This window comes from Pseudomonadota bacterium, from assembly GCA_016719885.1.
Lineage (GTDB): Bacteria > Pseudomonadota > Gammaproteobacteria.
Genome location: JADJYF010000005.1, coordinates 267811 through 294789 on the forward strand (window position 1 = coordinate 267811; position 26979 = coordinate 294789).

The following is a 26979-nucleotide window of genomic DNA, read 5'->3' on the forward strand; positions in this document are numbered from 1 at the left end:
CGAAGTGGCGTCATGCGCATTCGCCGCCGGGTGGCCGCTGGTGAGGATGTCGAGGCTGGTTTTGATACTCATCTTTCAAGCCCTTGTCTGGGTTATTCTTCGGACAACGCAAGCGAGGCGGCGCGTTCCTGCCAACGCCCTTGCGGATCCTTGATGATTTCGCGAATGTCGATGCGGTCTTCCTGGATATTCGTGATCTTGCCGAAGTTGCGTCCCAGGTAGTTGCCGACCTGCACGCGATGCACCGTGCCGGACTGATCCTTGACGATGGCCCACAGGTCGTCGGCGCGCTCCAGCACACCCACCATGCGCATGGCGTCCAGTTCGAAGCTCTCGAGTTCCTCGCGGTTGTGCGTCTGGATCTCGTCGACGAATTTCTGCTGGGATTCATCCATGCCCTTGTCGGCCTGGACCTTCTCGGGCGTCTCTTCCATGAAGGACTTGAAGGGATCCCGCAGGCCGAGCTCGAGCGCCTGGTACACGTAGTGCTCGTACGGCTTGATGGGCGGCAGCGGCTCGATGTTGCCGCCTTTACGCGCCAGCACCTGGTCCTTGTACTGTTCGAGGTCGGACATGTCCTTGGACACACAGCCCCCCGCCAGCGCGATCACCGCGATCGCGGTGCAGACCCGGATAGGTCCAGTTTTCAGCCCCGGCTTCATGATTAGGACCCCTCGCCTTCCTCATCAATGTAACGATAGGTTTTCGCCGTCGTCTGCAAAATGAGCCGGCCACCGGTGGTCGGCGTGATCTTGATGTCGTGACTCGTGACGATGCGCGGCAGATCGGAGATGCCACTGATGAACGTGCCGAACTGGTGATAGGTGCCGATCACTCGGATTTCTATCGGCAACTCGACGTAGAAATCGGCCGGCTGCTCGTTGCCCGGTTTGAACAGGTCGAACTCGAGTCCGGCACCGAGGCCTTGCTGCGAGATGTCGACCAAAAGTTCCGCCACCTCGGTCTTGTTCGGCAGGCGCTTCAACAGGTCGCCGAAGGTTTCCTTGATGTCCTCCAGCTGCTGCTTGAGTGCCGGCAGGTTGGCGGCCTTCTTCTGTTTGCCTTCGAAGGCAATCTTGAGATCGCCTTCCTTTTTCTGTTCGCCGGCGAGCTTCTGCTGCAACGGGTCGATGTCCTGCCACCAGCCGATGCCGATGATCAGGGTGGCGACCAGGATCGCGCCCGCAATCTTGACCGGCGCCGGCCAGCTGCCGATGTTCTCAAGATTGAGATTGTTGAGATCTGACATTTTCATCAGAGTTGTTCCTCGTCATCGCCTTCCTTGCCGGACTTGGCCTTGGTCTGCGTGAGGGTCAGCGTGAAGTCGGCGATGCGTTTGCCGTCTTCGGTCTTGGATTGAATGATGGACAGCTTGGGGTTCTGCACCCACTGCGAGGCTTCCACGTTGCGCATGTAATTGGAGACGCGCGCGTTCGATTGCGCGATGCCCTTGATGGTGACCTTGTTGCCGGTCTGCGCGATGGAAGTCAGGTAGACGCCGTCGGGCAAGGTCGAAACCAGTTCGTCGAACAGGTGCACGACCACTGGGCGGCTGGTCTGCAGGGTTTCGATGGCCTTCATGCGCGCAATCAGGTTTTCCTTTTCCTTTTCCAGCTGCTTGATCTCGGCAATCTTCTTGTCGAGCAGCTTGATTTCGGCGGTGAGGAAATTGTTGCGGCGCTGCTGTTGTTCAATCAGGGCATTGAAGTAGAGGTGGATGCTGAACCACACGGCGGCGGCCGCGACCGCGCACACGCCGAGGATCGACAAATACTCCGTGCGCCGCTGCTTGCGTAGTTCTTCGCGCCAGGGAAGTAGGTTAACGCGCGGCATTAGTCGAAGCTCCTCAATGCCAGTCCGCATGCAATCATCAGGGCCGGCGCGTCATTGGCGAGCGCCTCGGCCTTGACCTTCGAGGACACGGACATGTTCTTGAATGGGTTGGCAACCGTCACCGAGGTGTCGATCTTCGATTGGATCAGTTTGTCGATGCCCTCGATGGAGGCGCAGCCGCCGGCGATCACGACATGGTCGACCGCGCCGACCTGGCTCGACGAATAGAAGAACTGCAGCGCGCGGTTGACCTCCTGCGCCATGGATTCCATGAACGGCTGCAGGACTTCCGGCTGGTAGTTGTCGGGCAACCCACCCTGGCGCTTGGCGAGTCCGGCTTCCTCGTAGGACAGTCCGTAGCGGCGCTGGATTTCATCGGTCAACTGGCGACCGCCGAAAGACTGCTCGCGCGTGTAGATGATCTTCGAATCCTCCAGCACGCTGAGCGTGGAGGTGGTGGCGCCGACGTCCATCACCGCCACCACGTGCGAGTCGGCGATGAGTTCGTTGGACTCGACCAAGAGGCTCATGGCGTTCTCGAGGGCGAAGGCCTCGACGTCCACGACCTTGGCGGTCAAACCGCCGACGCCGAGCGCCGCCACGCGTATGTCGACGTTGTCACTGCGCGAGGCGGCGAGCATCACGTCGACCTTGTCGGGTTCATGCTCCGAGGGCTGCAGCACTTGGAAATCCAGGCTGATTTCCTCGAGCGGGTAGGGAATGTACTGGTCGGCCTCGATCTGGATCTGGCTCTCCATGTCGTCTTCCGACAGTTCGGCCGGCATGGTGATGATCTTGGTGATGACTGCCGAGCCCGCCACCGCGCACGCGGCGGTCTTGGTTTTCGCGCCGCTCTTGGCCACCGCGCGGCGTATTGCCTCGCCGACAAGCTCGGCATCCGTTATATTCTTTTCAACCACGGAATTTGGCGGCAACGGCTCCACCGCGTAACTCTCCACGCGGTACCGGCCGCCGGTGCGAGACAGCTCAAGCAACTTGACCGACGTAGAACTGATGTCGATCCCCAAGAGTGGTGCATTTGCGCGGCGAAAGAGAGACACCATATTTCCCTTTTGAATTAATCAGTTAGCTAGCAAAAGTACGTCGTAACCTTAAAAATTCAACCTAACTATAGCCAAGCGTCGACTGAAAAACAACATTATTTTTCTATAAAAACTAATAGAAATCGAATGTTACGCCTGTCTTTTAAAGTAAACGTACATCACATATAGGCGTTTCGGCCGCTCCTGCCCCCAACATGTTGCGCTTTTCGTTTTATAGCCTGCTGCTCGTGCTCGTCCTGTGTCTGGCCGGCGCGGCGGGCGTGATGTGGTACATCCTGCCTCAGCTGCCGCCGGTCGAGTCGCTGCGCGAAGTGCGCCTGCAGACGCCGCTCAGGGTCTATTCGAGCGACGCCAGGCTCATTGCCGAGTTCGGCGAAAAGCGCCGCAATCCGGTGCGCATCGACCAGGTGCCGCCGTTGGTCAAGCAGGCCTTCATCGCTTCCGAGGACGATCGGTTCTACGAACACCCGGGCGTCGATTGGATGGCCATCGTGCGGGCGGTGGTGGGGCTGGTCTCGACCCACGAGAAAAAGCAGGGCGGCAGCACCATCACCATGCAGGTGGCGCGCAATTTCTTCCTGTCGCCGGAGAAGACCTACGAGCGCAAGCTCAAGGAAGTGGTGCTGGCCTGTGTCATCGAGCGGGAGTTGAGCAAGGACGAGATCCTCGAGCTCTACCTGAACAAGATCTTTTTGGGCCATCGCGCCTACGGCGTGGGGGCGGCTGCCCAGGTCTACTACGGGGTCACGCTGGAGAAACTCGACCTCGCCCAAATCGCCATGATCGCCGGCCTGCCCAAGGCGCCATCGCGCAACAACCCGATCACGGATCCGGAGGCGGCCCGCGACCGCCGCACCTACGTGTTGGGGCGCATGCTCAAGCTCGGCTACATCAACCAGACCCAGTACGCCGCCGCGGTCGATGCGCCGGTCAATGCTCAATGGCATGGCCAGGCGGTGGAAGTGCCGGCGCCGCACATCGCCGAGATGGTGCGTGACTACATGCTGGACAAGTACGGCGACGCGGCCTACACCAGCGGCTTTCGCGTGTTCACCACCCTGCCCAGCAACCTGCAGGGCGCCGCCACCGATGCGCTGCGCGGCAGCTTGTTCGACTATGACCGTCGCCACGGCTATCGCGGACCGGAAGCGCGCGTGGCCCTGGCACCACAGGAAGACACCGCCGCCTGGCACAAGATCCTGACCAAGTACCCGGAGTCGGCCGGGCAGCAGCCGGCGGTGGTGCTCACCGTCCAGGAGCGCCAGGTAGTGGCGTTCCACGACAGCGCCGGGGTCATCACGCTGCCCTGGGAAGGCTTACGTTGGGCGCGCAAATACCTGTCGGAAGACAGTGTCGGCGCGGCGCCCGCGAAGGCCGCCGACCTCGTGCAGCGCGGCGACATAATAAGAGTGCGCTGGGTCGAGCCGGATCCCGACCCCAAGAAAGCCGACAGCGTCGCCGCCAGCGGCTACTGGGCGCTCAGCCAGTTGCCGGCGGTGGAAGGTGCGCTGGTCTCGCTCGACCCCAGCGATGGCCGCGTGCTGGCGCTGGTCGGCGGGCTCGACTTCGAGCACAGCAAGTTCAATCGCGTGTTGCAGGCGCGCCGTCAGCCCGGCTCGAACTTCAAGCCATTCATCTATTCGGCGGCCCTCGACAAGGGTTTCACCGCCGCGAGCTTCGTCAACGACGCGCCCATCGTGTTCGAAACCCCCGGTCTCGAAAATGCCTGGCGTCCGGAAAACTATTCGGGCAACTACTTCGGGCCCATGCGTCTGCGCGAAGCGCTGACCAAGTCTCGCAACCTGGTGTCCATTCGTCTGCTGCGCGCCATCGGCATCAAGTACGCGCTCGATTTCGTCGAGCGCTATGGCTTTCAAGCGTCAGGAACTGCCGGCCAACCTGTCGCTGGCGCTCGGCAGTGGCGAGGTCACGCCGCTGGAACTGGTGCGCGGCTACGCGGTGCTGGCCAATGGCGGTTTCAAGGTCGAGCCCTACTTCGTCGATCGCATCGAGTCGTCGGATGGCGCGGAAATCTTCAAGGCGCAGCCCTTGACGGTATGCCACGAATGCGAAAAGGCGCCGCTGGACGTCGAAAACGAGCCCGACGACATCGAGGCCTTGAAGGACATCGAGCAGAACCCGACGGCCAACGTGGCGCCGCGCGTGGTGTCGGCCGAGAATGTCTGGATCATGAATTCCATGCTGCAGGACGTCATCAAGCGCGGCACCGCGACCCGCGCGCGCGACCTCAAGCGCAAGGATCTGGCTGGCAAGACCGGCACCACCAACGACCAGAAAGACGCGTGGTTTTCCGGCTTCAACGCGCGCAACGTCACCACCGTGTGGGTCGGCTTCGACCGCGTCGCGCCGCTCGGCAGGCGTGAGACCGGCGCGCAGGCGGCATTGCCGATGTGGATGGACTACATGCGCGCGGCGCTGGCCGACACACCGGAGGCGGAACTCGAACAGCCGCCTGGCGTGGTCACGGTGCGCATCGACCCCGACACCGGACTGCTGGCCGGTGCCAACGACCCACATGCCATGTTCGAATCCTTCCGTGCCGCCGATGTGCCCGGACGCGCGGATGAAAGCGGTGAGGGCGGCAGTCTCGGCGGCGATGAACTGCTGCCTGCCCAGCACGGTGGCGAGCGTTCCGGCAGCACCGCTGCCGAGCAGATATTCTGAGGCGCGCGGCGGCCATGGGACGCAGACCCCATCCGGCCCGCGTCGGCAGGAGTGAAATAGCCAACCATGCCGCGCGGCTGCTGGTGGATGGCGGCGTGGTCGATTTCGACAGCGCGCGACGCAAGGCCCTGCGCGAACTCGGCGCCGAACAGAGCCGCGACCTGCCCGACAACCTCGAGCTGCACCGCGCCGTGATCGATTACCTGCGCCTGTTCCATGGCGCGCGCCACGGCCAGCGCATCGCCCACCTGCGCAGCGTTGCCTACAAGGCGCTGCGCCTGCTGGCGCCGTTCCAGCCGGTGCTGGTCGGGCCGGTGCTGTACGGCACGGCCTGCGAGTTCACGCCCATCAGCCTGCACCTGCGCAGTGACGAGTTCGAAGCGGTGACCCGCTTCCTGCTCGAGCGCCGCATGAGTTACGAACTCGACGAAACGCAGCTGCGCGTGGCGGGCCTCGCCACGCCGCAACGGCTGCCGCAAATCCTGCTCACGCTCTACGACGAACCCTTTGAACTGACGGTGCTGCCCGCGCACAACAGCCGCCAACCCCTGAGCGCCATCGACGGCCGCGCCATGCAGCGTGCCGATCTGGCCGCGCTCGATGCACTGATCGACAGCGGCGAGGTGTTCGTCGGCGACTTCGCCACTCGCGCCGCGCCCCAATCGCCCTGAATCCGCGCGCCGTGGATATCGTCAGCGTCGCGCTGTTCACGCCCTTGCGGCGCGTGTTCGATTACTTGCTGCCGGAAGCTCTGCAAGCCCATGCGCCGGCGCCGGGACAGCGCGTGATGGTGCCTTTCGGCCGTGCGCAACGCATCGGTATCGCGCTAGAACGCAAGGCCGGCAGTGAGCTCGAACACTCGCGCCTCAAGCCCATCGAGGCGGTGCTGGATGCCGCGCCGGTGTTCGATGCCGAGGCGCTGGCGCTGGCGCAGTGGGCGGCGGCCTATTACCAGCACCCGCTGGGCGACGTGCTTGGCAACATGTTGCCGGTGTGGTTGCGACGTCATCGCGACCTGCCGGTGGTGCCCGCCGACACCTGGGCCTTGACCGAAGCGGGCGCCCAGGCACTCGCCGAGGGGCGCGTGCGCGCCTCGCGCCAGCGCCAGGTCCTGGCCAGCTTCGCCGCCGGGCCGGCCGGCGCGGCGGCTTTCACCGACGCCGATTTCGCGTGGCGCACGGTCGTCAAACGTCTAGTCGTTTTGGGCCTCGTGGCGCCTGCCGAAGCTGCGTCGGTGCGCGTGGCCCATGGTCCCGCGCCTGAGCTCAACGCCGAACAATTGGTGGCGGCCGAAGCCATCATCGCCGCCGCCGACGGCTTTCGCGCGGTGCTGTTGCAAGGCGTGACCGGCAGCGGCAAGACCGAGGTCTACCTGGCGGCCATCGGCGACTGCCTGGCGCGCGACCGCCAGGCGCTGGTGCTGGTGCCGGAGATCGCGCTCACCGAGCAGCTCGTGGCCCGCTTCCGGCGCCGCTTCGGGGAGGCGGTCGGGGTGCTGCATTCGGGGCTCGGCGAACGCGAACGCATGCTGACCTGGAGCGATTGCGCGTCCGGCCGCGTGCGCATCCTGATCGGCACGCGCTCGGCGGTATGGGCGCGCCTGCCGCAGCTCGGTCTCATCGTGGTCGACGAGGAACACGACCCGTCGTACAAGCAGCAGGATGGCTTTCGCTATTCGGCGCGCGACATCGCCCTGGTGCGCGCGCAGAACGCGCGGGTGCCGGTGGTGCTGGGCTCGGCCACGCCATCGCTGGAAACACTGGCCAACGTCGAACGCGGCAAATACCTGTGCACGCAGCTGCGCTCACGCGCCGGCAGCGCGCCGATGCCGGCCATCGAATGCCTGGACGTGCGTGGCCTCGAACTCACGGCCGGCATGAGTCCGCAGCTGGTGGTGGCGATTGGCGACTGCCTCGCGCGTGGCGAGCAGGTCATGCTGTTCCTCAATCGGCGCGGCTACTCGCCGCTCCTGATCTGTCGCCACTGCGGCGAGCCCAAACGCTGCGATCGCTGCGACGCGTTCCTGGTCTATCACAAGGGCGTGGATGCCGCGCGTTGCCACCATTGCGATCGGCAATGGTCGCGCCAGTCGGGCGCACGCTGTTGCGAGGCGCCGGACATTGCCTTGATGGGACTCGGCACCGAGCGCATCGAGGAAGCGGTGGCGGAGTTGTTCCCGACGGCGCGCCTGTGTCGTATCGATCGCGATACGGTGCGACGCAAGGACGCCCTGCGCCAGATGCTCGATGCCATCAATACGCGCGAAGTCGACATCGTCATCGGTACGCAGATGCTGGCCAAGGGCCTGGATTTTTCGGCGGTCACGCTGGTCGGCGTGGTCGACGCCGACAGCCGCCTGTACTCGCTCGATTTCCGCGCCGAAGAGCGACTCGCGCAATTGCTGATCCAGGTCGCGGGCCGCGCCGGTCGTGCCGATCTGCCGGGACGCGTGCTGGTGCAGACCCATCAGCCCCACCACCCGGTGCTGCGCCAGATCATCGACGACGGCTACGAAGCCTACGCGGCGACCGCCCTGGCGCAGCGTCGTGAGGCGGCCCTGCCGCCCTATGGCGCGATGGCCATCCTGCGCGCCGAATCGACGACACCCAGCGCGGCCTTGAAATTCCTCGGCGAAGCGCGCCGCCTGTTGCTTGCCGAGGCGCCGGCCGATCTCGATTTGAGCTATCCGCTGCCGGCCATGATGGAGCGTCGCGCCGGCCGTTATCGTGCCTTGATGGTGATGCGCGCCGCCCAGCGCTTCGACATCGGGCGGCTGTTGCGCGTCGCCTTGCCGGCGCTCGACGAGATGGCCGGCAAGGCGCGCGTGCGGCCGGCCATCGATGTCGATCCGCAGGACACGCTGTAGCTGCGCAGGCGTTCTCCGTCGCGCGCGCGCGGAGGAGAAGATAGAATCCGCGCTTCCACCCCGGGCATCCCCGAGAAACGACCTTGAAAGCACTTCTGCGTACGGCCATTGACGACGTCATCGAGCGTCTGCACCAGGCCGGCATCCTGGCGGATTCCGCCCGCCCCGACTATCAGATAGAGACGCCCAAGCTCGAAGCGCATGGCGACTTCAGCACCAATGTCGCGATGCTGCTGGCCAAGGCCAATCGCCGCGCGCCGCGCGATCTTGCCAATGAACTCGCACAGGCCCTGGCGGCCTTGCCGCTGTTCAGCCGCGTCGAAGTGGCGGGCCCGGGCTTCATCAATTTCGTGCTCGCCGATGACGTGGTGTTCGATGTCGTGCGCGAAGTGCATGACGCCGGTGAGACCTACGGCCGCAATGACAGCGGCGCCGGCCGCCGCGTGCAGGTCGAGTTCGTGTCCGCCAACCCCACCGGGCCGCTGCACATCGGTCACGGCCGCGGCGCGGCGGTGGGCTCGGTGCTCGCCAGGCTGCTGGCGGCGAGTGGCTACGCGGTCGAGCGCGAGTACTACGTCAACGATGCCGGCCGCCAGATGGACATCCTCGCGCTCAGCGTGTGGCTGCGCTACCTGCAATCCTATCAATTTGAGGTGCCGTTCCCGGCGCAGGCCTACCGCGGCGGCTACATCGAAGACATCGCCCGCGCCCTGCGCGAGCGCGACGGCGACGCGTTCAAGCGCGCCGCCGACAACGTGCCGCCCGCCATCGCCAGCAGTGACGACGAGCGGCACCTGGACGACGCCATCGCCGCGGCGCGTGCGGCGCTCGGCGCCGACGCCTTCGATGCCGTGCGTGATTTCGCCAAGGACGTCATCCTCGCCGAGATCGCCGACGATCTGCGTGCCTTCGGCGTCGACTTCGATTGCTGGTATTCCGAGGCATCGCTCAATCGCAACGGTGCCATCGACACCGCCATCGCGGAACTGGTCGAAGCGGGCTTCATCTACACGGCGGCGGGCGCGCAGTGGTTTCGCTCCACCGACTTCGGCGACGAGAAGGATCGCGTGGTGGTACGCGACAACGGCGTGAAGACCTATTTCGCCTCGGACATCGCCTACCACCGCGAAAAATTCGTGCGTGGCTTCGAGCGCGTGGTGAACATCTGGGGCGCCGATCACCATGGCTACATTCCGCGCGTGCGCGCGGCCCTGAAGGCGCTCAATCTCGACGACGCCAGACTCGACGTGGTGCTGGTGCAGTTCGCCGCGCTGGTGCGCGGCGGCGAAAAGGTCTCGATGTCGACGCGCGCCGGCGAGTTCGTCACGCTCAAGCACCTGGTCGACGAAGTCGGCGTGGATGCCGCCCGTTATTTCTACGTGATGCGCCGCTCGGATCAGCATCTCGAGTTCGATCTCGATCTCGCCACCTCGCAAAGCAACGACAACCCGGTCTACTACGTGCAGTACGCCCACGCGCGGGTGTGCAGCGTGTTCCGCCAGGCCGGCGAGCGCGCCACGCTCGCCCCCCCCGCCGGCGCGCGCCTGGCCGAGCACCTGCGCGAGCCGCCCGAGCGGCGGCTGGCGATCGTGCTGTCGAAATTCTCCGAGGTGGTGGCCAGCGCCGCGGCCGCCGCCGAGCCTCACCAGTTGACCAATTACCTGCGTGACCTCGCCACCGAGTTCCACGCCTACTACAACGGCCACAAGGTGCTGGTCGATGATGCCGGCGTGTGCTGGGCAAGACTGCGCCTGATCGGCGCCGTGCGCCAGGTGATCGCCAACGCGCTGGGCCTGCTCGCGATCAGCGCGCCGAGCGAGATGTAACGCGCCGATGGCCGCCAAAGACTACAAGCACGCCACGCCACGCGCGCCCAAGCCCAAGCCGCAGGCGCCGCTCGGCAGCTGGGTGTCGTTCGTGACCGGGCTCGGCCTCGGCCTGGTGGTGGCGCTGGCGGTGTACATGTGGACCGCCAGGAGCGCGGCGCCGTTACCGCCGCCGCCCGCGATAGCGGACGTCGAGGCGCGGGTCGAGGCGCCGCGCGTCAACGAGCCGCCGGTCGTCGAGGGCGCGGAGAGCGCCGAGGCGTCGCTGGAACCGCCGCGTCCGAAATTCGACTTCTACAAAATCCTGCCGGAAATGGAAGTGCCGGTGCAGGATTGGGAGAAGGAAGAAAAAGAGCAGAAGCCGGAGAAACCGGCCGAGGCGCTCGACAAGGACGGCAAGAGCGAAGCCACGGCGGCCAAGGACAAGCCCGCCGGCGCCGCCGAGACCTCCGCCTACGTGCTGCAGATCGGCTCTTACAAGGGCTACGAAGAGGCCGACCAGGCCAAGGCGCGCCTCGCCATGCAGGGTATTGCCGCCAACATCCAACGCGTCGTCATCAATGGCCAGGACGTGTGGTTTCGCGTCCACGTCGGGCCTTTGCGCGATGCCAATGAGCTGCGCGCCATGCGTCTCAAGTTGCAAGAGCACAAGACTGATTTCATCGTGCTCAAGATTGGCGGCGCCGGCACCACCTGAGGCGCCGACGGCGGGCGGGCTGCCGGCCTAGTCTTGGTCCGGCTCGCGGGGCTCGGCGAGCAGTCGTGTCAGGTTGGCGCGAACCGCCTTGTGGAAGGAGGATTCACCGCCGGCATCGTGGAAATAGCTGGTCAGTCGGATCTCCTGGGTCAGGTAGTGACCCAGCACTTCGGCTGACGCGGCCTGCCATTCGGCCCAACTCAGGCTGCGCCGGGTGAGTACTTCGTGCTCGCGCTTCAAACACAGGGAACTGCGCAGGAACCGCGGGTAGTCCGCCGCCAGGCCGGACAGGTCGGCGGCACGCACCGCTTTCTGCTCGGCGCTGACGCACACCGCGTCGCGCTCGGTGGCGAGAATCGCCGCGACAGTCTTGTCGACCTGCGCCTGACTCATGCCGTGGCGGCGCAGGATCGGCTCGGCGAGGGCCGCCGAGTAGCGTTCCTTGGTCGCAAAGCCGCGCGCCAAATGGTCGTCCTGGTAGCCGGCGTCGTGAAAAAGCAGCGCGCAGTACACCACTTCGGCGTCGATGCGGATGTTTTCTTCGCGGCAGCGCTCGATGACCTTGTCGGCCGAGGCCAGCGTGTCCTGGATGTGATCGAAGTTGTGGTAGGGCAGCGACGGGCTGTACAGCGCCCGGGCCTCAGCCTCGAGTTGCGTGTTGCGGACGGCTGACAAGGCCTGGGTGCTCACTGGGCGATAGGTCCAGGTTCGATGTTGTGGAGCGGGTGATGGGAATCGAACCCACGTAATCAGCTTGGGAAGCTGATGTTCTACCATTGAACTACACCCGCCGAAGCCCGAATTCTAGTGCGCATGGGGCTGGCGTCAAAGCCCGACGTTGCGCCGCCGCTATCGGAGTGAGGAACGTCGCCGGTGTCCCAATTGCGCTCTCGCGAGCTTGGTTTCAGGGGCAAACTGGTTACAATTGCGCTTGTTGGGGAGCGCGGGATATCGCAGAATCCTTCGTCTGCAATAGTCCTGATCTCAAAAGGTTAGGGCCATAGCTTAAAGCGGAGCTTCAGGGAGTGATCGAGGTCTTGTGGGTTCGGATATCAAGAGCGCATGCAAACAGGCAAACCCATCATCGTTCTCGTCGATGACAGCGCGGCTATGCGGGCGTTCTTCGAACAGGTTGCGGCCGAAGCGGATCTGATCTTCCACGCCTACGATTCGGCCGAGGAGTCGATGAGTTTTCTCGGCTCGCGCCAGCCCGGGCTGCTGTTTCTGAACGTCATGATGCCGAACAAGGATGGGTATTCATTCTTGAAGGAACTGCGGCGTAACGAACTGCATGTCAGCACCCCGACCGTCATGATCAGCTCCAAGGACTACGCCCAGGACCGCACCGCGGCCAAGGAACTCGGGGTGCTGGAGTTCGTGGCCAAACCCATCTCCAAGAAGGCGATACGCTCTCTCATCGAAAAGTATCTCGGCGCGGGTCGCGTCGCCGAATGAGCGATCGCTACCTGCGTTTCTGGGGTGTGCGAGGGTCCTACGCCGCGCCGCACGAATCCCACCTCGGGGTCGGCGGCAACACTTCCTGCGTCGAGATCCGCTGTGACGATCACCTGCTGGTGTGCGATGGCGGTACGGGCATCATCTCGCTGGGTGAAGAACTGATGGCGCAAAGCGCGCTGTCGGAACTGATGGTGGTGTTCACCCATTACCATTGGGATCACATTTGCGGCCTGCCATTTTTCCAGCCGGCCTTTGCCAAGCACTGGAAGATCAAGTTCTTCGGTCCGGGCGATACCGCCAAGGACATCGAGAAGCGCTTGTCCGACCAGATGAAAGCGCCGTATTTCCCGGTCGAAATCGAAACCTGGATGGCCGACATCCAGTATCTCGAGCCGAGCCCCGACGGCCTCGCGCATGGCCCCATCGGCATCAATTACTACAACGTGCATCACCCGGGCGTCACCTACGGCTATCGCATGCGGGTGGCGGGCAAGTCGGTGGTATACGTGTCCGACAACGAAGTGCAGTTCCTGAAGACGTCGATCGCCAAACGCATACACGAGTTCGACGAGGACGAGCACGAACTGCTCGAGCGCATGGTCGACGAACAGCGTTCGTCGGAAGTGTCGGCCATCGAGGGCGTCGACATCCTGGTTCACGACGCGCAATACACGCCGCACGACTACAGTCGCAAGCGTGGTTGGGGACACTCGTGCTACGTCGACACGGTCAATCTTGCCATCGATGCCGGTGTCGGGTGCCTGTACCTTTATCATCACGATCCCACCTACGACGACGAGCAGGTGGCGGCCATCCATCGCGATTGCCTGCAGATCATTCGTGAACGCAAATCCGACATGGAATGCCATATCGCCCGCGAGGGCATGAAGATTCCGCTGTAGGTCAAGCTGGTGTCCACCACGCTGCGTGTGATGTTGAATGGCGCGAGCCGCGAAGTGCCGGCGGCGCTCTCCATTGCGGAACTCATCGCCCTGCTCGAAGTACGCGGCCGTTACGCCGTGGAAGTGAATGGCGAGATCGTGCCGCGCAGCCTGCACGCCGAGCAGCAACTGCGCGATGGTGACCGCGTCGAGGTGGTGGCCGCCATCGGCGGCGGCTGAGCGCAAACAGTTATACTTGCCGACTCACGCGTTCGACCCGAGGCAGAGCATGGCAAATCCCGATTCCAATCCACCCGGCGGCGAGGATCTGCTGCGCATCGGCACGCGCAGCTTTCGTTCGCGACTGATGGTCGGCACCGGCAAGTACAAGGATTTCGACGAGACCGGCGCCGCGATCCGCGCCAGCGGCGCCGAAATAGTCACGGTGGCGGTACGGCGCACCAACCTCGGCCAGAATGCCGGCGAACCGAACCTGCTAGAAGTCATTCCGCCGGAGCAGTTCACCATCCTGCCCAATACCGCCGGTTGCTATGACGCCGACACCGCGGTGCGCACCTGCCGCCTCGCGCGCGAACTGCTGGACGGGCACAACCTGGTCAAACTCGAAGTGCTGGGCGACCAGAAGACCCTGTATCCCGACGCCGTGCAGACCCTGGCCGCCGCCCGCACCCTGTGCGCCGAGGGTTTCGAAGTCATGGTCTACACCACCGACGACCCCTTGATCGCCAAGGAACTCGAGAACATCGGTTGCGTGGCGGTGATGCCGCTCGCCGCGCCGATAGGATCGGGGCTCGGCATCCAGAATCGCTATACGCTGCGCACCATCATCGAAAACGCCAAGGTGCCGATCATCGTCGATGCCGGCGTCGGCACGGCGTCCGACGCCAGCGTCGCCATGGAACTCGGCTGCGACGGCGTGTTGATGAACACCGCCATCGCCGAAGCCCGGCGTCCGGTGCTGATGGCTTCGGCCATGCGCAAGGCGGTCGAAGCCGGCCGCGAAGCCTTCCTGGCCGGTCGCATGCCGCGCCGCGCCTATGCTTCGGCGTCATCACCCATCGACGGCACGTTCTTCTCCTGAGTCGCCCCTCCGCCATGTCGCAGCAGGCGCCGCGCCGATCGGTGCGCAGTTTCGTCATTCGTGCCGGGCGCATGACCGAGGCGCAGCAGCGCGCGCTTGCCGAACTGCTGCCGCGCTATCGCGTCGGCATCGAAGCGCTGCGCGAGGATTTCGCTGCGGTGTTCGCGCGCCGCGCGCCGCTCTATCTCGAGATCGGCAGCGGCAATGGCGACAACGCCCTGGCCCTGGCCGCGCGCCTGCCCGCGGTCGACATCCTGGCGAGCGAAGTCCATCCGCCGGGTGTCGGTCACACGGTGCACGAGGCGCACCGCCTGCAACTCGACAATCTGCGCATCTTCGATGGCGACGCACTGGAATTGCTGGCGGCGCTGCCGCCCGCGTGTCTCGACGCGGTGTTCGTGTTCTTTCCCGACCCATGGCCGAAAAAGCGTCACCACAAGCGTCGCCTGGTGCAGGGCGAATTGCTCGACCTGCTCGCCACGCGCCTGAAACGCCATGGGCGCGCGCGCTTCGCCAGTGACGACGCCGACTACGCGCTGCAGGTGCGGGATGCGCTGGGCGCCGATGCGCGCTGGTTGAACGTGGCCGGTGCGGGCGCTTGGGCGCCGCGACCGCGGGAACGTATCCTGACGCGCTTCGAACGGCGCGCACTGCGCGACGGGCGGGCGGTGTTCGACCTGTGCTGGATGCGCGCCGACTAGCAGCTTGGCGAAAAACCGCTAGGCAGCGTCGCGCGTCAATTGCCCGAAGTCCGACAGGCACAGGCAATCGTCGGCGCTCAACTGCGGGCCGCGACTGTCGGGTTGGGCGATGCCGAACAGGTGGGCGATGCCCCAGCGACGCGCGGCGGCACGCACCTGGGCGTTGTCGTCGATGAACAGCGCGCGCGCCGGGTCAAAGGCCAGCCGTGCGCGGAGCGCATCCCAGAACGCCGGGTCCTCCTTGGCCGCGCCCAACTCGTGGGCGCTGACGATGTCGGTGAAATGCGCGCCAATGCCGGTCGCCGCCAACTTGCGCTCGAGACTCGCCGGGTGGGCATTGGTGGCGAGCACCTGGCGCAGGCCGCGGGCACGCACCCAGGCGAGGAAGTCCAGGGCGCCCGGCCGCGCCCGGATCAGGTGCCCAAGTTCACGCTCGAGCCCGTGCATGTCGACACCAAAGGCCTCGCTCCAATGCTCGAGGCAATACCAGGGCAAGGTGCCGCGACGGGCTTCGAGACGATGCAGCACCTGGTGACGGGCCTGCTCCAGGGCAACACCTTCGCGTTCCGCCACGCGTTGCGGCAGAAGCACGCTCCATAGCTGGTTGTCGAAATTGAGATCCAGCAGGGTGCCGTCCATGTCCAGGATGACGCAGTCGATGTGCGCCCATGGCGGCGCGATTGAAAACGTCATTCGCAGATCTCGCCGAATTTTTCGCAGCGCCGCTGACAGCGGTATACGCCGCGTGGGTCGACATTGCACGCCTGCCCCCATTGCTGGCAGCCGTTGTAACACTGCTTGGGTTTGTCGGAGGGGGCGCTGCCCGCGGGCGCGGCGCTGGTGGCCGGCGCGCTGGTCGCTGAAGGCGCGGCATCGTGACCCGGCGTCGTACAACCGGCGGCGAGCAGCAGGCACGCGCCCAGCCAGGCGCGGGCGCGGCGGCGCGAACGGTGCGGAAATGGCTTGCTCATCGTCGGATACGGCAGCTCTGGGTTCATGGCGCACCGCGGCGGCGGGCGGGGCTAGTGTAGCGCAGGGTGCCGACTTCGCCGTCGGCGCGGACGCTCAATCCTGGCTGGCCTCGCCCTGGCCGTCGCTCTTGCTTTCGAGTTCGCGCGCCAGCGCTTCGGCCTGGCTGCGCTGCTCGGGTTTCATTTTCGACGCCATCTGCGACAAGGCCGGTTTGACCTTGTCGTCCTGCGCCGCCGCCAACGCCAGCCACGCATAGGCCTGCACCGGATCGGCGCCGGTGCCTATGCCCTGCGCGTAGATCGCGCTCAGGTTGACCTGCGCGGCCGCCAGGCCTTGCAGTGCCGACTGGCGCAACCAGAAGCGCCCTTCCTCTTCGTTTTGCGGCAGGCCCTTGCCGAACAGGTTCATGAGACCGAACTGCATCTGCCCTTCCGGGTCGCCGCCGTCGGCCAGCTCGCGCAGCAATTGCGCGGCGTGTTCGAGTCGCTTCGGGTCGTCGTTGTGGCGCAGGTCGAGCTTGGCGATGTGCAGCTTGGCGAGTTTGTAGTCCTGCGCGGCGGCCGCTTCCAGCCACTTCAGTGCTTCGCGTTCGGCGCTGTCGGCGTCGGATTGCTGCAGGATCAGCATGGCCAGGTTGAACTGCGCGGCCGGCAGTCCGGCCTTGGCCGATTTCTCGAACCATTCGCGCGCCAGCTCGCGATTGGCGGTCACGCCCTCGCCCTTGCTGTACATCACGGCCAGGAAGAACTGCGCTTCGCGATCGTCCAGCGCCGCCGCGCGCTGGAACCAGTCCGCGGCGCGCGACGGTTCGGGTGCGACACCGTAGCCGCGCAGGTACAGCGTGCCGAGATTGAACATGGCGCCCGGCAGGTGCTGCGCGGCGGCGGCCTGGAACAAGGCGCGCGCACGGGCGTAGTCCTGCGCCACGCCGCGACCCTTGAGATACAGTGCGCCAAGATTGTTCTGGGCGGCGGCATCGCCGCCATTGGCGCGACTTTCGAACTGCGCCGCGGCGCTCGCGTAGTCACCCCGCGCATAGGCCTCGGCGCCGCTGTCCGCGCCGACGCCGACGCTCGCCGTCAGCGCCAGCACAGCGAGGCCGATCAAAGTCTTAGACCGCATCGGTGATTCAGTCCTTCACTTAAGGTATTTAGGAAAAAATCCCAAGGTCAGCCTCGCGACGCGAGCTAACATGGTGCCGTAGCGATAGCGTTACGCTCTACTTTGCGTTACCCCGCGGCAGCTTGCCTTGCGGGGTTTTTTTTGACCGCGTGTCGCTCGTCAGGGGCGTGACGTCGCTGCCCACGACGCCCTTTATTAGCGGCCAATCGCGCGCCAATCTCCTGCCTGGACTTATATTCTAGCCCTCGATACCATCGGCAACGCTCCCCGCGACGAGTCTGCGGCAGCGCTCGATTGGATGCACAAGCGTGCCCTTTTGACCACCCGCGGGTGGTTAGTAAAACTCAAATACATCTCTTCGAGGAGGAAGTCCCATCATGAAAAAGAACAACCTCATGCCCGTCGCGCAAGCGCTCGGCACCGGTGTTGTCATGGCGCTGGCGGGTGCCGCCAATGCCGCCGACAACCCGTTCCAGATGGTCGAGTTCGGAACCGCGGTAAAGGTCGCCGGTGAAGCCGTCGACATGCAGGGCAACAAGGTCAAGATCAACGACGAGACCGGCTTCAAGTACGGCGGCGACGAAAAGGCTGGCTACGCGGGCGGCAAGATGGCCACCGGCAAGAAGGATCCCGCGGTGTGCGGCACCTTCTCCGGCTCGAGCTGCTCCATGCCGCACATCGCCAAGTAAGCTTTCCTTTCAGTGTCTCGAGTTCCGGTGCAGCGGACCCACCGCGTCAACGGCACCGGACTCGGTCTGCGGCGGACCCACCTGGGCCCGCTGCTGGACCATATCCCCGACGAAATCGACTTCTTCGAAGTTGCGCCCGAGAACTGGCTGGGTGTTGGCGGTCGCATCGGCGACGCCTTCGCGCGCATCAGCGCGGAGCGCCCGCTGCTGTGTCACGGCCTGCTGCTCAATCTCGGCGGCCCCGACCCGCTGGACATCGCCTTCATCGAACGCATCAAGGGCTTTCTCGGTCAGCATAGGGCGGTGATCTACGGCGACCACCTGTCGTTCTGCGCGGCCGGCGGCCAGCTCTACGAATTGCTGCCGATACCGTTCACGGCCGAAGCCGTGCAGCATGTCGCGGCGCGTATCCGCGAGGTGCAGGAGCGACTCGAGCAACGCATCGCCGTCGAGAACCCGTCCTACTACGTGCGCCTGTCCGACGAACTCGACGAATCGACTTTCATCAACGCGGTGCTGGCGGAAGCCGACTGCGAGCTGCTCATCGACATCAACAACATTCACGTCAACAGCGTCAATCACGGCTACGACGCCAAGGCCTTCCTGGCCAGCCTGCCCGGCGAGCGCATCGCCTACGCCCATATCGCCGGTCATCACCAGGACAGCGACGGCCTCATCGTCGACACCCACGGCACGCCCATCGTCGAGCCGGTATGGGACCTTCTCGATTTCGCCTATCGACAATTCGGGGTGTTCCCGACCTTGCTCGAGCGCGACGAGAACATCCCGCCGCTCGCCGAATTGCTGCCGGAATTGCGCCGCATCCGGGCCGCGCAGCAGCGCCCCGCCGACAGCGGCGACGGGCTGGCGGCGTGAGCGTGCCGCGGGAAGCACAGTTCGCGCGGCTGCAGCGCGCGTTCGCCGCCCACCTGCGCGACCCCGAGCAGGTCGCGCCGCCCGGCGAGCACGACCCGCGCCGGCTGGACGTGTATCGCTACGCGGTGTACGCCAACATCGAACGCTTCATGCGCGATAACTACCCGCGCGTGCGCGCCGTGATGAGCGACGCCGAATGGCATGCCATGGTGCGCGATTACCTGGTCCGCCATGTGGCCCGCGCCAGCGCCTTTGTCGACCTGCCCAAGGAATTCCTCGCCTACCTCGAACACGAGCGCGAGCCGGATGCGCGGCGGCCTTTCCTGTTCGAGCTCGCGCACTTCGACTGGCTGGAGACCCTGGTCGGCGCTGACCCGCGACGCGTCGACCATGACGGCATCGATCGCGACGGCGACCTCATTGCCGGGGTGCCGGTCGCCAACCCGGTGATGGTCATGCATTGCTATCGTTATCCCGTGCACGCCATCAACGCCGAATACCTGCCCTTGGAGCCGCCGGCGCAGCCCACGCGTATTGCCGCGTTTCGCGACACCGGGCACGAATACGGCTTCCTCGATCTCAATGCCGCGAGCGCGCGCCTGCTGGAATTGATCATGATGGGCGAGGCGCGCAGCGGTCGCGAAATCTTCGCCACCGTGGCCGCCGAACTCGGTAGCGCCGATGTTGCCGGCCTCATCGAGGCAGGCGGTACAATTCTTGCCCGAATGCTTGCACGGGACGTGATCCTCGGCGCCCGGCGCGCCTGACACGCTCGCGCCAGGCGCCGAGCGCGCCCGTGAGTTTCGTCAACTAGAACCCGTAAGCCTGGTCAGGGACTCGAAAGCCCAATGAAACGCATCAAGAAACTGCTGGTGGCCAACCGTGGCGAAATCGCCATTCGTGTCATGCGCGCCGCCGCCGAGCTCGACATCGACAGCGTCGCCATCTACTCCCACGAAGATCGCTTCGCCCTGCATCGCTTCAAGGTCGGGCAGGCGCACCAGGTTGGCGCCGGTTGTACGCCGGTGCAGGCCTACCTGCAGATCGACGAAATCGTGCAGGTGGCGCTGGACTCGGGCTGCGATGCCGTACACCCGGGCTATGGCTTCCTGGCGGAAAGCCCCGAATTCGCCGACGCCTGCAGTGCCGCCGGCCTGATCTTCGTCGGTCCGCCGCCGTCGGTGATGCGCCTGCTCGGCAACAAGGTCGCGGCGCGCGAGCTCGCCGCACGCAGTGGCGTGCCCTTGATGCCGGCCACCGCCGCCTTGCCGCGCGAGCCGGCCGAGATTGAAAAGCTCGCCGAGGGTATCGGCTACCCGCTGATGCTGAAGGCCTCGTGGGGCGGCGGCGGGCGCGGCATGCGCGTCATCGAAGGCCCGGACACGCTGCACGAACTGGTCGATATCGGGCGCAAGGAAGCCGGGCTCGCGTTCGGCAACGACGAGGTCTACCTCGAAAAGCTGGTGCGCCGCGCGCGCCACGTCGAAGTGCAGATCCTCGGCGACAGCCACGGCAACATCGTGCACCTGTTCGAGCGTGACTGCACGGTGCAGCGGCGCAACCAGAAAATCGTCGAACGCGCGCCGGCGCTATATCTCGACAGCGCGCAGCGCGAACAAGTGTGCGGCGCGGCCTTGGCGCTGTGCCGCAAGGCCAGCTACGTGAACGCCGGCACCGTCGAATTCCTGCAGGACGCCGACACCGGTGCGTTCTATTTCATCGAGGTCAATCCGCGCATCCAGGTCGAGCACACGGTGACCGAGGCGATCACCGGCATCGATATCGTCAAGGCGCAGATCCGCATCGCCGAAGGCCACGCCATCGGCAGTGAAGAATCGGGCGTGCCGCTCCAGGCCGACATCAGCATGCGTGGTCACGCCGTGCAGTGTCGCGTCACCTCGGAAGACCCGGAGAATAACTTCATTCCCGACTACGGCACCATCACCGCCTATCGCAGTCCGGCCGGTTTCGGCATTCGTCTCGATGCCGGCACCGCCTATGTCGGCGCGCGCATCACGCGCTATTACGACTCGCTGCTGGTCAAGATCACGGCGTGGGCCAACAGCCCCGAGGAAGTCTCGCAGCGCATGCTGCGCGCGCTGCGCGAATTCCGCATCCGCGGCGTCAACACCAACCTGCGCTTCCTGATCGGTCTGCACGAGAACGCGCAGTTCCGGCGCGCCGAGTACACCACGCGCTTCATCGATGAGACGCCGGAGCTGCTGGTGTTTGCTCGGCGTCGCGATCGTGCGTCGCGCCTGCTGCGCTTCATCGGTGAGGTGGCGGTCAACGGCAATCCGGCGGTGATCGGTCGCGCGCGACCGCGGGTGCTGCGACGGCCCCACGCGCCCGACACCGGCGGCCTGCCGATAGCGAGCGGCAGCCGTGCGCGTTTCGAGGCCTTGGGTGCGCGCGGTTTCGCGCAATGGATGCTCGACCAGCCGCAGGTGCTGGTCACCGACACCACGTTCCGTGACGCCCACCAGTCGCTGCTCGCGACCCGTGTGCGCAGCTATGACATGCTGGCGGTGGCCGATGCCTATGCGCGCCTGGTGCCCGAGCTGCTGTCGGTCGAATGCTGGGGCGGTGCGACCTTCGACGTGGCGATGCGTTTCCTGCACGAATGCCCGTGGCGGCGTCTGACCGCCCTGCGCGAGCGCATGCCCAACATCCTCACGCAGATGCTGCTGCGCGCCTCCAATGGCGTCGGGTACAAGAACTACGCCGACAACGTCGTCATTCATTTCGTGCAGCAGGCGGCCGATGCCGGCGTCGACATCTTCCGCATTTTCGATTCCCTGAACTGGGTCGAGAACATGCGCATCGCCATCGATGCGGTGACCGCCACCGGCAAGATTGCCGAAGCCGCGGTCTGCTACACCGGCAACCTCAGCGACCCGCGCTGCACCAAGTACGACCTGAAGTACTACGTGTCCATGGCCAAGGAGCTGGAGGCCGCCGGCGCGCACGTGCTCGGCATCAAGGACATGGCGGGGCTGTGCCGGCCGCAGGCGGCGCGCGACCTGGTGCGCGCCCTGAAGCAGGAAATTTCGATCCCGATCCACTTCCACACCCACGACACCAGCGGCATCGCCGCCGCCAGCGTGCTGGCCGCGGTGGAAGCCGGCGTCGATGCGGTCGACGCCGCGGTCGACGCCATGAGCGGCCTTACTTCGCAGCCCAACCTCGGCTCGATCGTCGAAGCGCTGCGCCACGGTCCGCGCGAAACCGGTCTCGACCCGGACGCCATACGCAAGCTGTCCCATTACTGGGACGAAGTGCGCGGCAACTACCTTGCCTTCGAAAGCGAGGAGCGTGCCGGCGCCTCGGAAGTCTACGTGCACGGCATGCCCGGCGGGCAGTACACCAACCTGCGTGAACAGGCGCGCTCATTGGGGCTCGGCGAGCACTGGCCGGAAGTGGCGCGGGCCTATGCCGAGGTCAACGACATGTTCGGCGACATCGTCAAGGTCACGCCCAGTTCCAAGGTGGTGGGCGACATGGCCTTGATGATGGTGACCAGCGGCCTGACGCGCGCGGCGGTCGAAGACCCGGCGGTCGACGTTGCCTTTCCGGAATCGGTGGTGTCGTTCTTCCGCGGCGATCTCGGCCAGCCGCCCGGCGGTTTTCCCGTCGCGCTGCAGAACAAGATCCTGGATGGCGCAGCGCCGATCACGGTGCGACCGGGCTCGGTGTTGCCGCCGGTCGACCTCGCGGCGGCGCGCGCCGAGGCCGAGCACAAGGTCGACCGCCACATCAGCGAACACGAACTTGCGTCCTATCTCATGTATCCCGAGGTGTTCGTCGACTACGCCCACACGCGGCGCATGTATGGCGACCTGACGGACCTGCCGACCTCGGTGTTCTTCTACGGCATGGAGCTGGGTGAGGAGATCAGCGTTGCGCTCGATCACGGTCCGACGCTCGTGATCCGCTATCTCGGCACCAACGAGCACCACGACGACGGCATGCGCACCGTCTACTTCGAGCTGAACGGTCAGCCGCGCACGGTCAAGGTCGAAGACCGTACCCAGACCGTGAGCAAGCCGCCGCGCGCCAAGGCCGAAGCCGGTAACGCGCGCCATGTCGGCGCGCCCATGCCAGGGCTCATCGCCCAGATCAACGTGCGCAGCGGCGACGAGGTCAGCAAGGGTGACGCGCTCATGACCATCGAGGCGATGAAGATGCAGACCAGCATCCGCGCCGAGCGCGACGGTCGCATCGCCGAGGTGGCGGTGCAGCCCGGCGCACAGGTGGAATCGAAAGACCTGCTGGTGGTGTTCGAATAGCCGAAAGTCAGCTCACGCGCCGAGCAGTTCGTGCACGGCGCGGATCTCCTTTTCCGCTTCCTCCACCAGCAACAGTCGACGCGACGGCGACAGGCTGCCGTCGCGCAGCTTGCGGTAGGCCGCGATGTGCTCGATGGCCGGCACCGCGTCGGACCACGCCGGCGGCGCCTTGTCGTGCGCATGCGCCAGCACGATGCAATCGCTGAGATCGAGCGCGTCCTGTTCGGTGCGCGTCCAGCGTTCGGCCTCGAGCGTGGCGCTGACGATACTGTCGGGGAAATGCCAGGCGCGCAGCACCATCGAACCCACCGCGCCGTTCAGTTCACGCGCAAGCATCTTGAGCGTTTGCCGATCGATGGCGGCGCGTGCGTGCACCGGCCATTCGCGCAGCAGCACCAGCATGCCGATGTCGTGCACGAGGCCGGCCAGCAGGGCTTGCTCGGCGTTCAGGCGCTGACTGTGCCGCGCGATGACATAACTGAGCGCCGCGATGCGGGAACTGTGCTGCCAGGCCATGCGCATCAGGGCACGGGTCTCGCTGTCGAGCGCGCTGAACAGGTCCTTGATCGTGAAAGCGGTGATGAGGTCGCGCGTGGCGGCGATGCCCATGCGCATTACGGCGTCCTGCACGCCCTGCACCGGGCTGGCGGCGGCATAGGCCGCGCTGTTGGCGACCTTCAGGCAGTAGGCGGCGATCACGGCGTCAGCCTGCACCAGCTTGACGATGTCGGCCACGCCCTTGCCCGGGTCGTTGGCCGCGTCACGGATGCGCATCGCGACGTCCGGCAGGGTCGGCAGCGTGAAGCTGCCATCCATCAATGCGTGCGACACCGCGAACAGCAGCTGGTTGTCGATTGCATGGCTGTCATCCGACAGTTCCTCGACTTCCACGCCGGCGCGGGCGCGCGGCGAGGCTTTCAGATCCAAGAGCTCCGCCGGCATGCGTACGTAGCAGGCGTCGCGCGTGACGGTCGCCAGCACCCGCGCCTTGGCGTGGGTCGAAAGCGGATGGGCGGTTTCCAGTGAACCGCCTTCGAGTTCGAAGCCCTGGCCCCTGTCGTCGACGATTTCCACCACGCCGTCCAGCAGGTAGAAAATCCATTGATCGTCCAGGCCCGCGCGAAACAGCACTTTGCCCGCCGCGCGGCGCTCGACGCTGGCATGCTGCGCGAGGGCGGCGAACGTCGGGTCGTCGAGCCGGCGCAATGGGATGAGTTTGCGTATGCGCAGGATTTCCCGCGGCAGACCGGCCAGCGCATCTCCTTCCGGGACGGTGGTGGGAGAAGACACGGCAAGCGATGGGGAAAGCGACATGATGGGCACGCGGCGTCGGAGAGCTATGCGGCTGATAGCGGCTTCCCTCGGCGTGGCTTGAGTGTGAGTGTCGGCGCGCCGACAAGAAAAAGCCCGCACGGGGGCGGGCTTTTGGGCCGACGATTTGGCCTCGCTGAGCAAGGTCCTCAAGGTGTGCACGGACCGTGTGTGTGCGTGCGGGTGTGACTAGTCACGTCGGGCGGCTGCGGGTGGTCTCGTCGGTCAGGCTCACCTTCCACACGCCCTGATCCAAGCCTAGCAGCTCATTTTCAAAATGCCAGGCGTCGGCGCCGTGCCTGTTCCTCAGTCGAACAGGGCATCGGCGACAAACGGGTTGGTGCGCCGCTCGAAGCCGAAGGTGGATTCCGGCCCGTGGCCCGGCACGAAGGTCACGTCATTTCCCAGCGGCCACAGCTTGCTGCGGATCGATTCGATCAACTGAGCATGGTTGCCGCGTGGGAAATCGGTGCGGCCTATCGAGCCCTGGAACAGCACATCGCCAACGAAGGCCACGCCCGAGGCGTGGTAGAACACCACGTGGCCGGGCGTATGGCCCGGACAGTGCAGCACCTGCATGGTCTCGTTGCCGAAGCTCACCGTGTCGCCGTCCACCAGCCAGCGGTCGGGCGTGAAGGCGGGCGCGACCGGAAAGCCGTAGCGCGCCGACTGCTGCGGCAAGGACGCGAGCCAGAACTCGTCTTCCGCTTCCGGACCCTCGATGGGAATGGCGAAGGCGTCGGCGAACACGCGCGCGCCGGCCGCATGATCGAGATGCGCGTGGGTGAGCAGCACCTTGTCGAGCACGATGCCTTCGGCCTTGACGCGCGCGGCAATGCGATCGAGATCGCCACCCGGGTCGATGACGGCGCCATGGCCGGTCACGCCGCACCACACCACCGAGCAGTTCTGTTGAAAGGGGGTGACCGGCACCGTGAAACGTTTCAATTCGGCAAGCACGCGCGCGACTCCTGCATGGACGTCGCGAGTCTAATGGCGCCGCGCATGGCGTACCAGCCCGGCGCCGCGCGCCACGCTGAACCCGCGCGCGCCGTGGTTTATAGTCGCTCATCGATCATCGCAAGGAGAACTCAACCATGACGCTCGAAGTCGGCAAGGCGCCACCGGCCTTCAGTCTGCCGGACGCCGCGGGCAACAAGCGTGCCCTCAAGGATTTCAAAGGGCAGGAAGTGATCCTCTACTTCTACCCCAAGGACGACACGCCGGGCTGCACCAAGGAAGCGTGCGGCTTCCGTGACGCATGGGCCACGCTCGAGCAGCGCGGCGTGGTGGTCATCGGCATATCGCCCGACAAGCCCGAGTCCCACCAGAAGTTCGCCGCCAAGTACCAGCTGCCCTTCATCCTGCTGTCGGACCCGGACAAATCGGTGATGACCAGTTACGGCGCCTTTGGCGAAAAGCTCATGTACGGCAAGAAGGTCGAAGGCGTGATTCGCTCGACGGTGTGGATAGGCGCCGACGGCAAGCTGCGCAAGCACTGGCCGCGCATCCAGAGCGCGGCCGACCATCCGGCCAAGGTGCTGGAGGCGCTGGCCGCCGAGCTGTGAGACCCGATGGTCCGATAGGCGGCCCCTATCGCTCCGCTTGAGACATTCAATTTCAAAAGGCCGGCGCGTGTCCCTAGAGTGCTCCCCATGGCGGGCCACCACGGTACGCGCGACGCGATGCCCCACGGGCGCGCCGCCGTCGGCCCACCCCCACATTGAATGAAAGTCGAGGAGACCATCATGTTCGAGAATAAAGAAGGCAGCCCTGTTCCCAACGTCGTGTTCCGCACCCGTCGCGGCCACGAGTGGGTGAATGTCAGCAGCGACGAGATTTTCAAAGGCCGCACGGTGGTGGTGTTTTCCCTGCCGGGCGCATTCACGCCGACCTGCTCGTCGTCCCATGTGCCGCGCTACAACCAGCTGGCGCGTGAATTCAAGAAGCACGGCGTGGACGAGATCGTGTGCGTATCGGTCAACGATGCCTTCGTCATGAACGAATGGCAGGAAGACCAGCAGGCCTGGAACATCCGCTTCCTGCCCGATGGCAACGGCGAGTTCACGGCCGGCATGGGCCTTCTGGTCGACAAGGAAGATCTCGGCTTCGGACGACGCTCGTGGCGCTACTCGATGCTGGTCAGGAACGGCATCGTCGAGAAGATGTTCATCGAGACCGAGAAGCCGGGCGACCCCTTCGACGTTTCCGATGCCGACACCATGCTGCACCACGTCGCGCCCAAGGCGGGCAAGCCGCTGGACGTCACGGTGTTCTCGCGCAAGGGCTGTCCGCACTGCGCGCGCGCCAAGCATGCGCTGGACACGGCCGACATCGCCTACGAGGAACTGGTGTTGAACAAGGACTACACCGATCGCAGCCTGCGCGCGGTGACGGGCCGCAACACCTTCCCGCAGATCTTCGTCAACGGCGAGCACGTCGGCGGCGCGGACGACCTCGAGGCCTGGCTGAAGAAGCCGCGCGCCGCTTGAGTGGTGGCGCCGGGAGCGGCACGCGGGCAGCCATGCCGGCGCCGCTCCCGGCGCGTCCTCCACGGCATTCCTTGACGCTCACGCGCGCGCGTCCCACTATCGGCTGCGGTAGCCG

Annotated in this window: 25 protein-coding genes, 1 tRNA gene and 1 pseudogene; 16 read left to right on the forward strand and 11 right to left on the reverse strand. The window is 65.3% G+C overall.

The window, feature by feature from the left end; genetic code table 11:
* Window positions 1-92 precede the first annotated feature (92 nt).
* The 4 genes from IPM80_06920 to IPM80_06935 all read right to left on the reverse strand — a co-directional run bounded on the left by IPM80_06920 (window position 93) and on the right by IPM80_06935 (window position 2897).
* A complete protein-coding gene (locus IPM80_06920) occupies window positions 93-575 on the reverse strand; it encodes a pilus assembly protein PilP (protein MBK8958156.1) in 483 nt (160 codons plus the stop codon).
* Window positions 576-664: 89 nt separating this feature from the next.
* Window positions 665-1255 (reverse strand): type 4a pilus biogenesis protein PilO, encoded by a 591-nt coding sequence (pilO, locus tag IPM80_06925; protein ID MBK8958157.1) that lies wholly within the window; start codon window positions 1253-1255, stop codon window positions 665-667.
* Window positions 1255-1833, reverse strand: a complete 579-nt coding sequence (locus IPM80_06930; GenBank protein MBK8958158.1) for a PilN domain-containing protein — start codon at window positions 1831-1833, stop codon at window positions 1255-1257. Before IPM80_06930 ends, pilO begins: the two co-directional genes overlap by 1 nt.
* Window positions 1833-2897 carry a pilus assembly protein PilM gene (locus IPM80_06935; protein MBK8958159.1) on the reverse strand — a complete coding sequence of 355 codons (1065 nt, stop codon included), beginning with the start codon at window positions 2895-2897 and terminating at the stop codon, window positions 1833-1835. Before IPM80_06935 ends, IPM80_06930 begins: the two co-directional genes overlap by 1 nt.
* Before the next feature lie 194 nt (window positions 2898-3091).
* Between IPM80_06935 and IPM80_06940 the strand changes: the two are divergent.
* The 5 genes and pseudogenes from IPM80_06940 to IPM80_06960 all read left to right on the forward strand — a co-directional run bounded on the left by IPM80_06940 (window position 3092) and on the right by IPM80_06960 (window position 10971).
* Window positions 3092-5582: pseudogene (locus tag IPM80_06940) on the forward strand (penicillin-binding protein 1A).
* Between the two features lie 14 nt (window positions 5583-5596).
* Window positions 5597-6253 carry a hypothetical protein gene (locus IPM80_06945; protein MBK8958160.1) on the forward strand — a complete coding sequence of 219 codons (657 nt, stop codon included), beginning with the start codon at window positions 5597-5599 and terminating at the stop codon, window positions 6251-6253.
* 11 nt (window positions 6254-6264) lie between these two features.
* Complete coding sequence (locus tag IPM80_06950) at window positions 6265-8448, forward strand: primosomal protein N' (GenBank protein ID MBK8958161.1); 2184 nt, start codon at window positions 6265-6267, stop codon at window positions 8446-8448.
* Window positions 8449-8531: 83 nt separating this feature from the next.
* Complete coding sequence (locus IPM80_06955; protein ID MBK8958162.1) at window positions 8532-10274, forward strand: arginine--tRNA ligase; 1743 nt, start codon at window positions 8532-8534, stop codon at window positions 10272-10274.
* A 7-nt stretch (window positions 10275-10281) separates the two neighbouring features.
* A complete protein-coding gene (locus tag IPM80_06960) occupies window positions 10282-10971 on the forward strand; it encodes an SPOR domain-containing protein (GenBank protein ID MBK8958163.1) in 690 nt (229 codons plus the stop codon).
* A 27-nt stretch (window positions 10972-10998) separates the two neighbouring features.
* Here IPM80_06960 and IPM80_06965 read toward each other — a convergent pair whose 3' ends face one another.
* Together IPM80_06965 and IPM80_06970 are read right to left on the reverse strand one after the other, a co-directional pair.
* Window positions 10999-11646: a hypothetical protein gene (locus IPM80_06965; protein ID MBK8958164.1), complete on the reverse strand. Its 648-nt coding sequence runs from the start codon at window positions 11644-11646 to the stop codon at window positions 10999-11001.
* 42 nt (window positions 11647-11688) lie between these two features.
* Window positions 11689-11762: transfer RNA gene (locus tag IPM80_06970), tRNA-Gly, on the reverse strand.
* 271 nt (window positions 11763-12033) lie between these two features.
* On the opposite strand from IPM80_06970, the gene IPM80_06975 reads away from it, so the two are divergent.
* The 5 genes from IPM80_06975 to trmB are packed head-to-tail and all read left to right on the forward strand — an operon-like array spanning window position 12034 to window position 15113.
* A complete protein-coding gene (locus IPM80_06975; GenBank protein MBK8958165.1) occupies window positions 12034-12426 on the forward strand; it encodes a response regulator in 393 nt (130 codons plus the stop codon).
* A complete protein-coding gene (locus IPM80_06980; GenBank protein MBK8958166.1) occupies window positions 12423-13331 on the forward strand; it encodes an MBL fold metallo-hydrolase in 909 nt (302 codons plus the stop codon). The genes IPM80_06975 and IPM80_06980 overlap by 4 nt, the downstream gene beginning before the upstream one ends.
* A gap of 21 nt (window positions 13332-13352) precedes the next feature.
* Entirely contained in the window at window positions 13353-13550 is a 198-nt protein-coding gene (thiS, locus tag IPM80_06985; protein MBK8958167.1) for a sulfur carrier protein ThiS, read from the forward strand.
* A 49-nt stretch (window positions 13551-13599) separates the two neighbouring features.
* Window positions 13600-14412, forward strand: a complete 813-nt coding sequence (locus tag IPM80_06990) for a thiazole synthase (protein MBK8958168.1) — start codon at window positions 13600-13602, stop codon at window positions 14410-14412.
* A 14-nt stretch (window positions 14413-14426) separates the two neighbouring features.
* On the forward strand, window positions 14427-15113 hold the full coding sequence (gene trmB / locus IPM80_06995; GenBank protein MBK8958169.1) for a tRNA (guanosine(46)-N7)-methyltransferase TrmB: 687 nt from the start codon (window positions 14427-14429) through the stop codon (window positions 15111-15113).
* Between the two features lie 18 nt (window positions 15114-15131).
* On the opposite strand, the gene IPM80_07000 is transcribed toward trmB, so the two are convergent.
* From IPM80_07000 to IPM80_07010, 3 genes are all read right to left on the reverse strand, one after another.
* On the reverse strand, window positions 15132-15806 hold the full coding sequence (locus IPM80_07000) for an HAD-IA family hydrolase (protein ID MBK8958170.1): 675 nt from the start codon (window positions 15804-15806) through the stop codon (window positions 15132-15134).
* Window positions 15803-16084, reverse strand: coding sequence for a hypothetical protein (locus tag IPM80_07005; protein ID MBK8958171.1), 282 nt, complete (start codon window positions 16082-16084; stop codon window positions 15803-15805). Before IPM80_07005 ends, IPM80_07000 begins: the two co-directional genes overlap by 4 nt.
* A gap of 94 nt (window positions 16085-16178) precedes the next feature.
* Window positions 16179-17207 carry a sel1 repeat family protein gene (locus IPM80_07010; protein ID MBK8958172.1) on the reverse strand — a complete coding sequence of 343 codons (1029 nt, stop codon included), beginning with the start codon at window positions 17205-17207 and terminating at the stop codon, window positions 16179-16181.
* Window positions 17208-17584: 377 nt separating this feature from the next.
* Between IPM80_07010 and IPM80_07015 the strand changes: the two genes are divergently transcribed.
* The 4 genes from IPM80_07015 (at window position 17585) to IPM80_07030 (ending at window position 23061) form a co-directional block, all read left to right on the forward strand.
* Window positions 17585-17896: a hypothetical protein gene (locus IPM80_07015; GenBank protein ID MBK8958173.1), complete on the forward strand. Its 312-nt coding sequence runs from the start codon at window positions 17585-17587 to the stop codon at window positions 17894-17896.
* A 27-nt stretch (window positions 17897-17923) separates the two neighbouring features.
* Window positions 17924-18772, forward strand: coding sequence for a DUF692 domain-containing protein (locus IPM80_07020; GenBank protein ID MBK8958174.1), 849 nt, complete (start codon window positions 17924-17926; stop codon window positions 18770-18772).
* A complete protein-coding gene (locus IPM80_07025; GenBank protein ID MBK8958175.1) occupies window positions 18769-19539 on the forward strand; it encodes a putative DNA-binding domain-containing protein in 771 nt (256 codons plus the stop codon). Before IPM80_07020 ends, IPM80_07025 begins: the two co-directional genes overlap by 4 nt.
* Before the next feature lie 81 nt (window positions 19540-19620).
* Complete coding sequence (locus IPM80_07030) at window positions 19621-23061, forward strand: pyruvate carboxylase (GenBank protein ID MBK8958176.1); 3441 nt, start codon at window positions 19621-19623, stop codon at window positions 23059-23061.
* 12 nt (window positions 23062-23073) lie between these two features.
* Here the strand turns inward: IPM80_07030 and IPM80_07035 are convergent, their stop codons facing one another.
* Together IPM80_07035 and IPM80_07040 are read right to left on the reverse strand one after the other, a co-directional pair.
* Window positions 23074-24351 carry an HDOD domain-containing protein gene (locus tag IPM80_07035; protein ID MBK8958177.1) on the reverse strand — a complete coding sequence of 426 codons (1278 nt, stop codon included), beginning with the start codon at window positions 24349-24351 and terminating at the stop codon, window positions 23074-23076.
* A gap of 327 nt (window positions 24352-24678) precedes the next feature.
* On the reverse strand, window positions 24679-25320 hold the full coding sequence (locus tag IPM80_07040) for an MBL fold metallo-hydrolase (GenBank protein MBK8958178.1): 642 nt from the start codon (window positions 25318-25320) through the stop codon (window positions 24679-24681).
* A 149-nt stretch (window positions 25321-25469) separates the two neighbouring features.
* Here IPM80_07040 and bcp point away from each other — a divergent pair, with 149 nt between their 5' ends.
* Both bcp and IPM80_07050 read left to right on the forward strand, forming a co-directional pair.
* Window positions 25470-25940: a thioredoxin-dependent thiol peroxidase gene (gene bcp / locus IPM80_07045; GenBank protein MBK8958179.1), complete on the forward strand. Its 471-nt coding sequence runs from the start codon at window positions 25470-25472 to the stop codon at window positions 25938-25940.
* Window positions 25941-26120: 180 nt separating this feature from the next.
* Entirely contained in the window at window positions 26121-26864 is a 744-nt protein-coding gene (locus IPM80_07050; protein MBK8958180.1) for a glutathione peroxidase, read from the forward strand.
* Window positions 26865-26979: the final 115 nt, after the last annotated feature.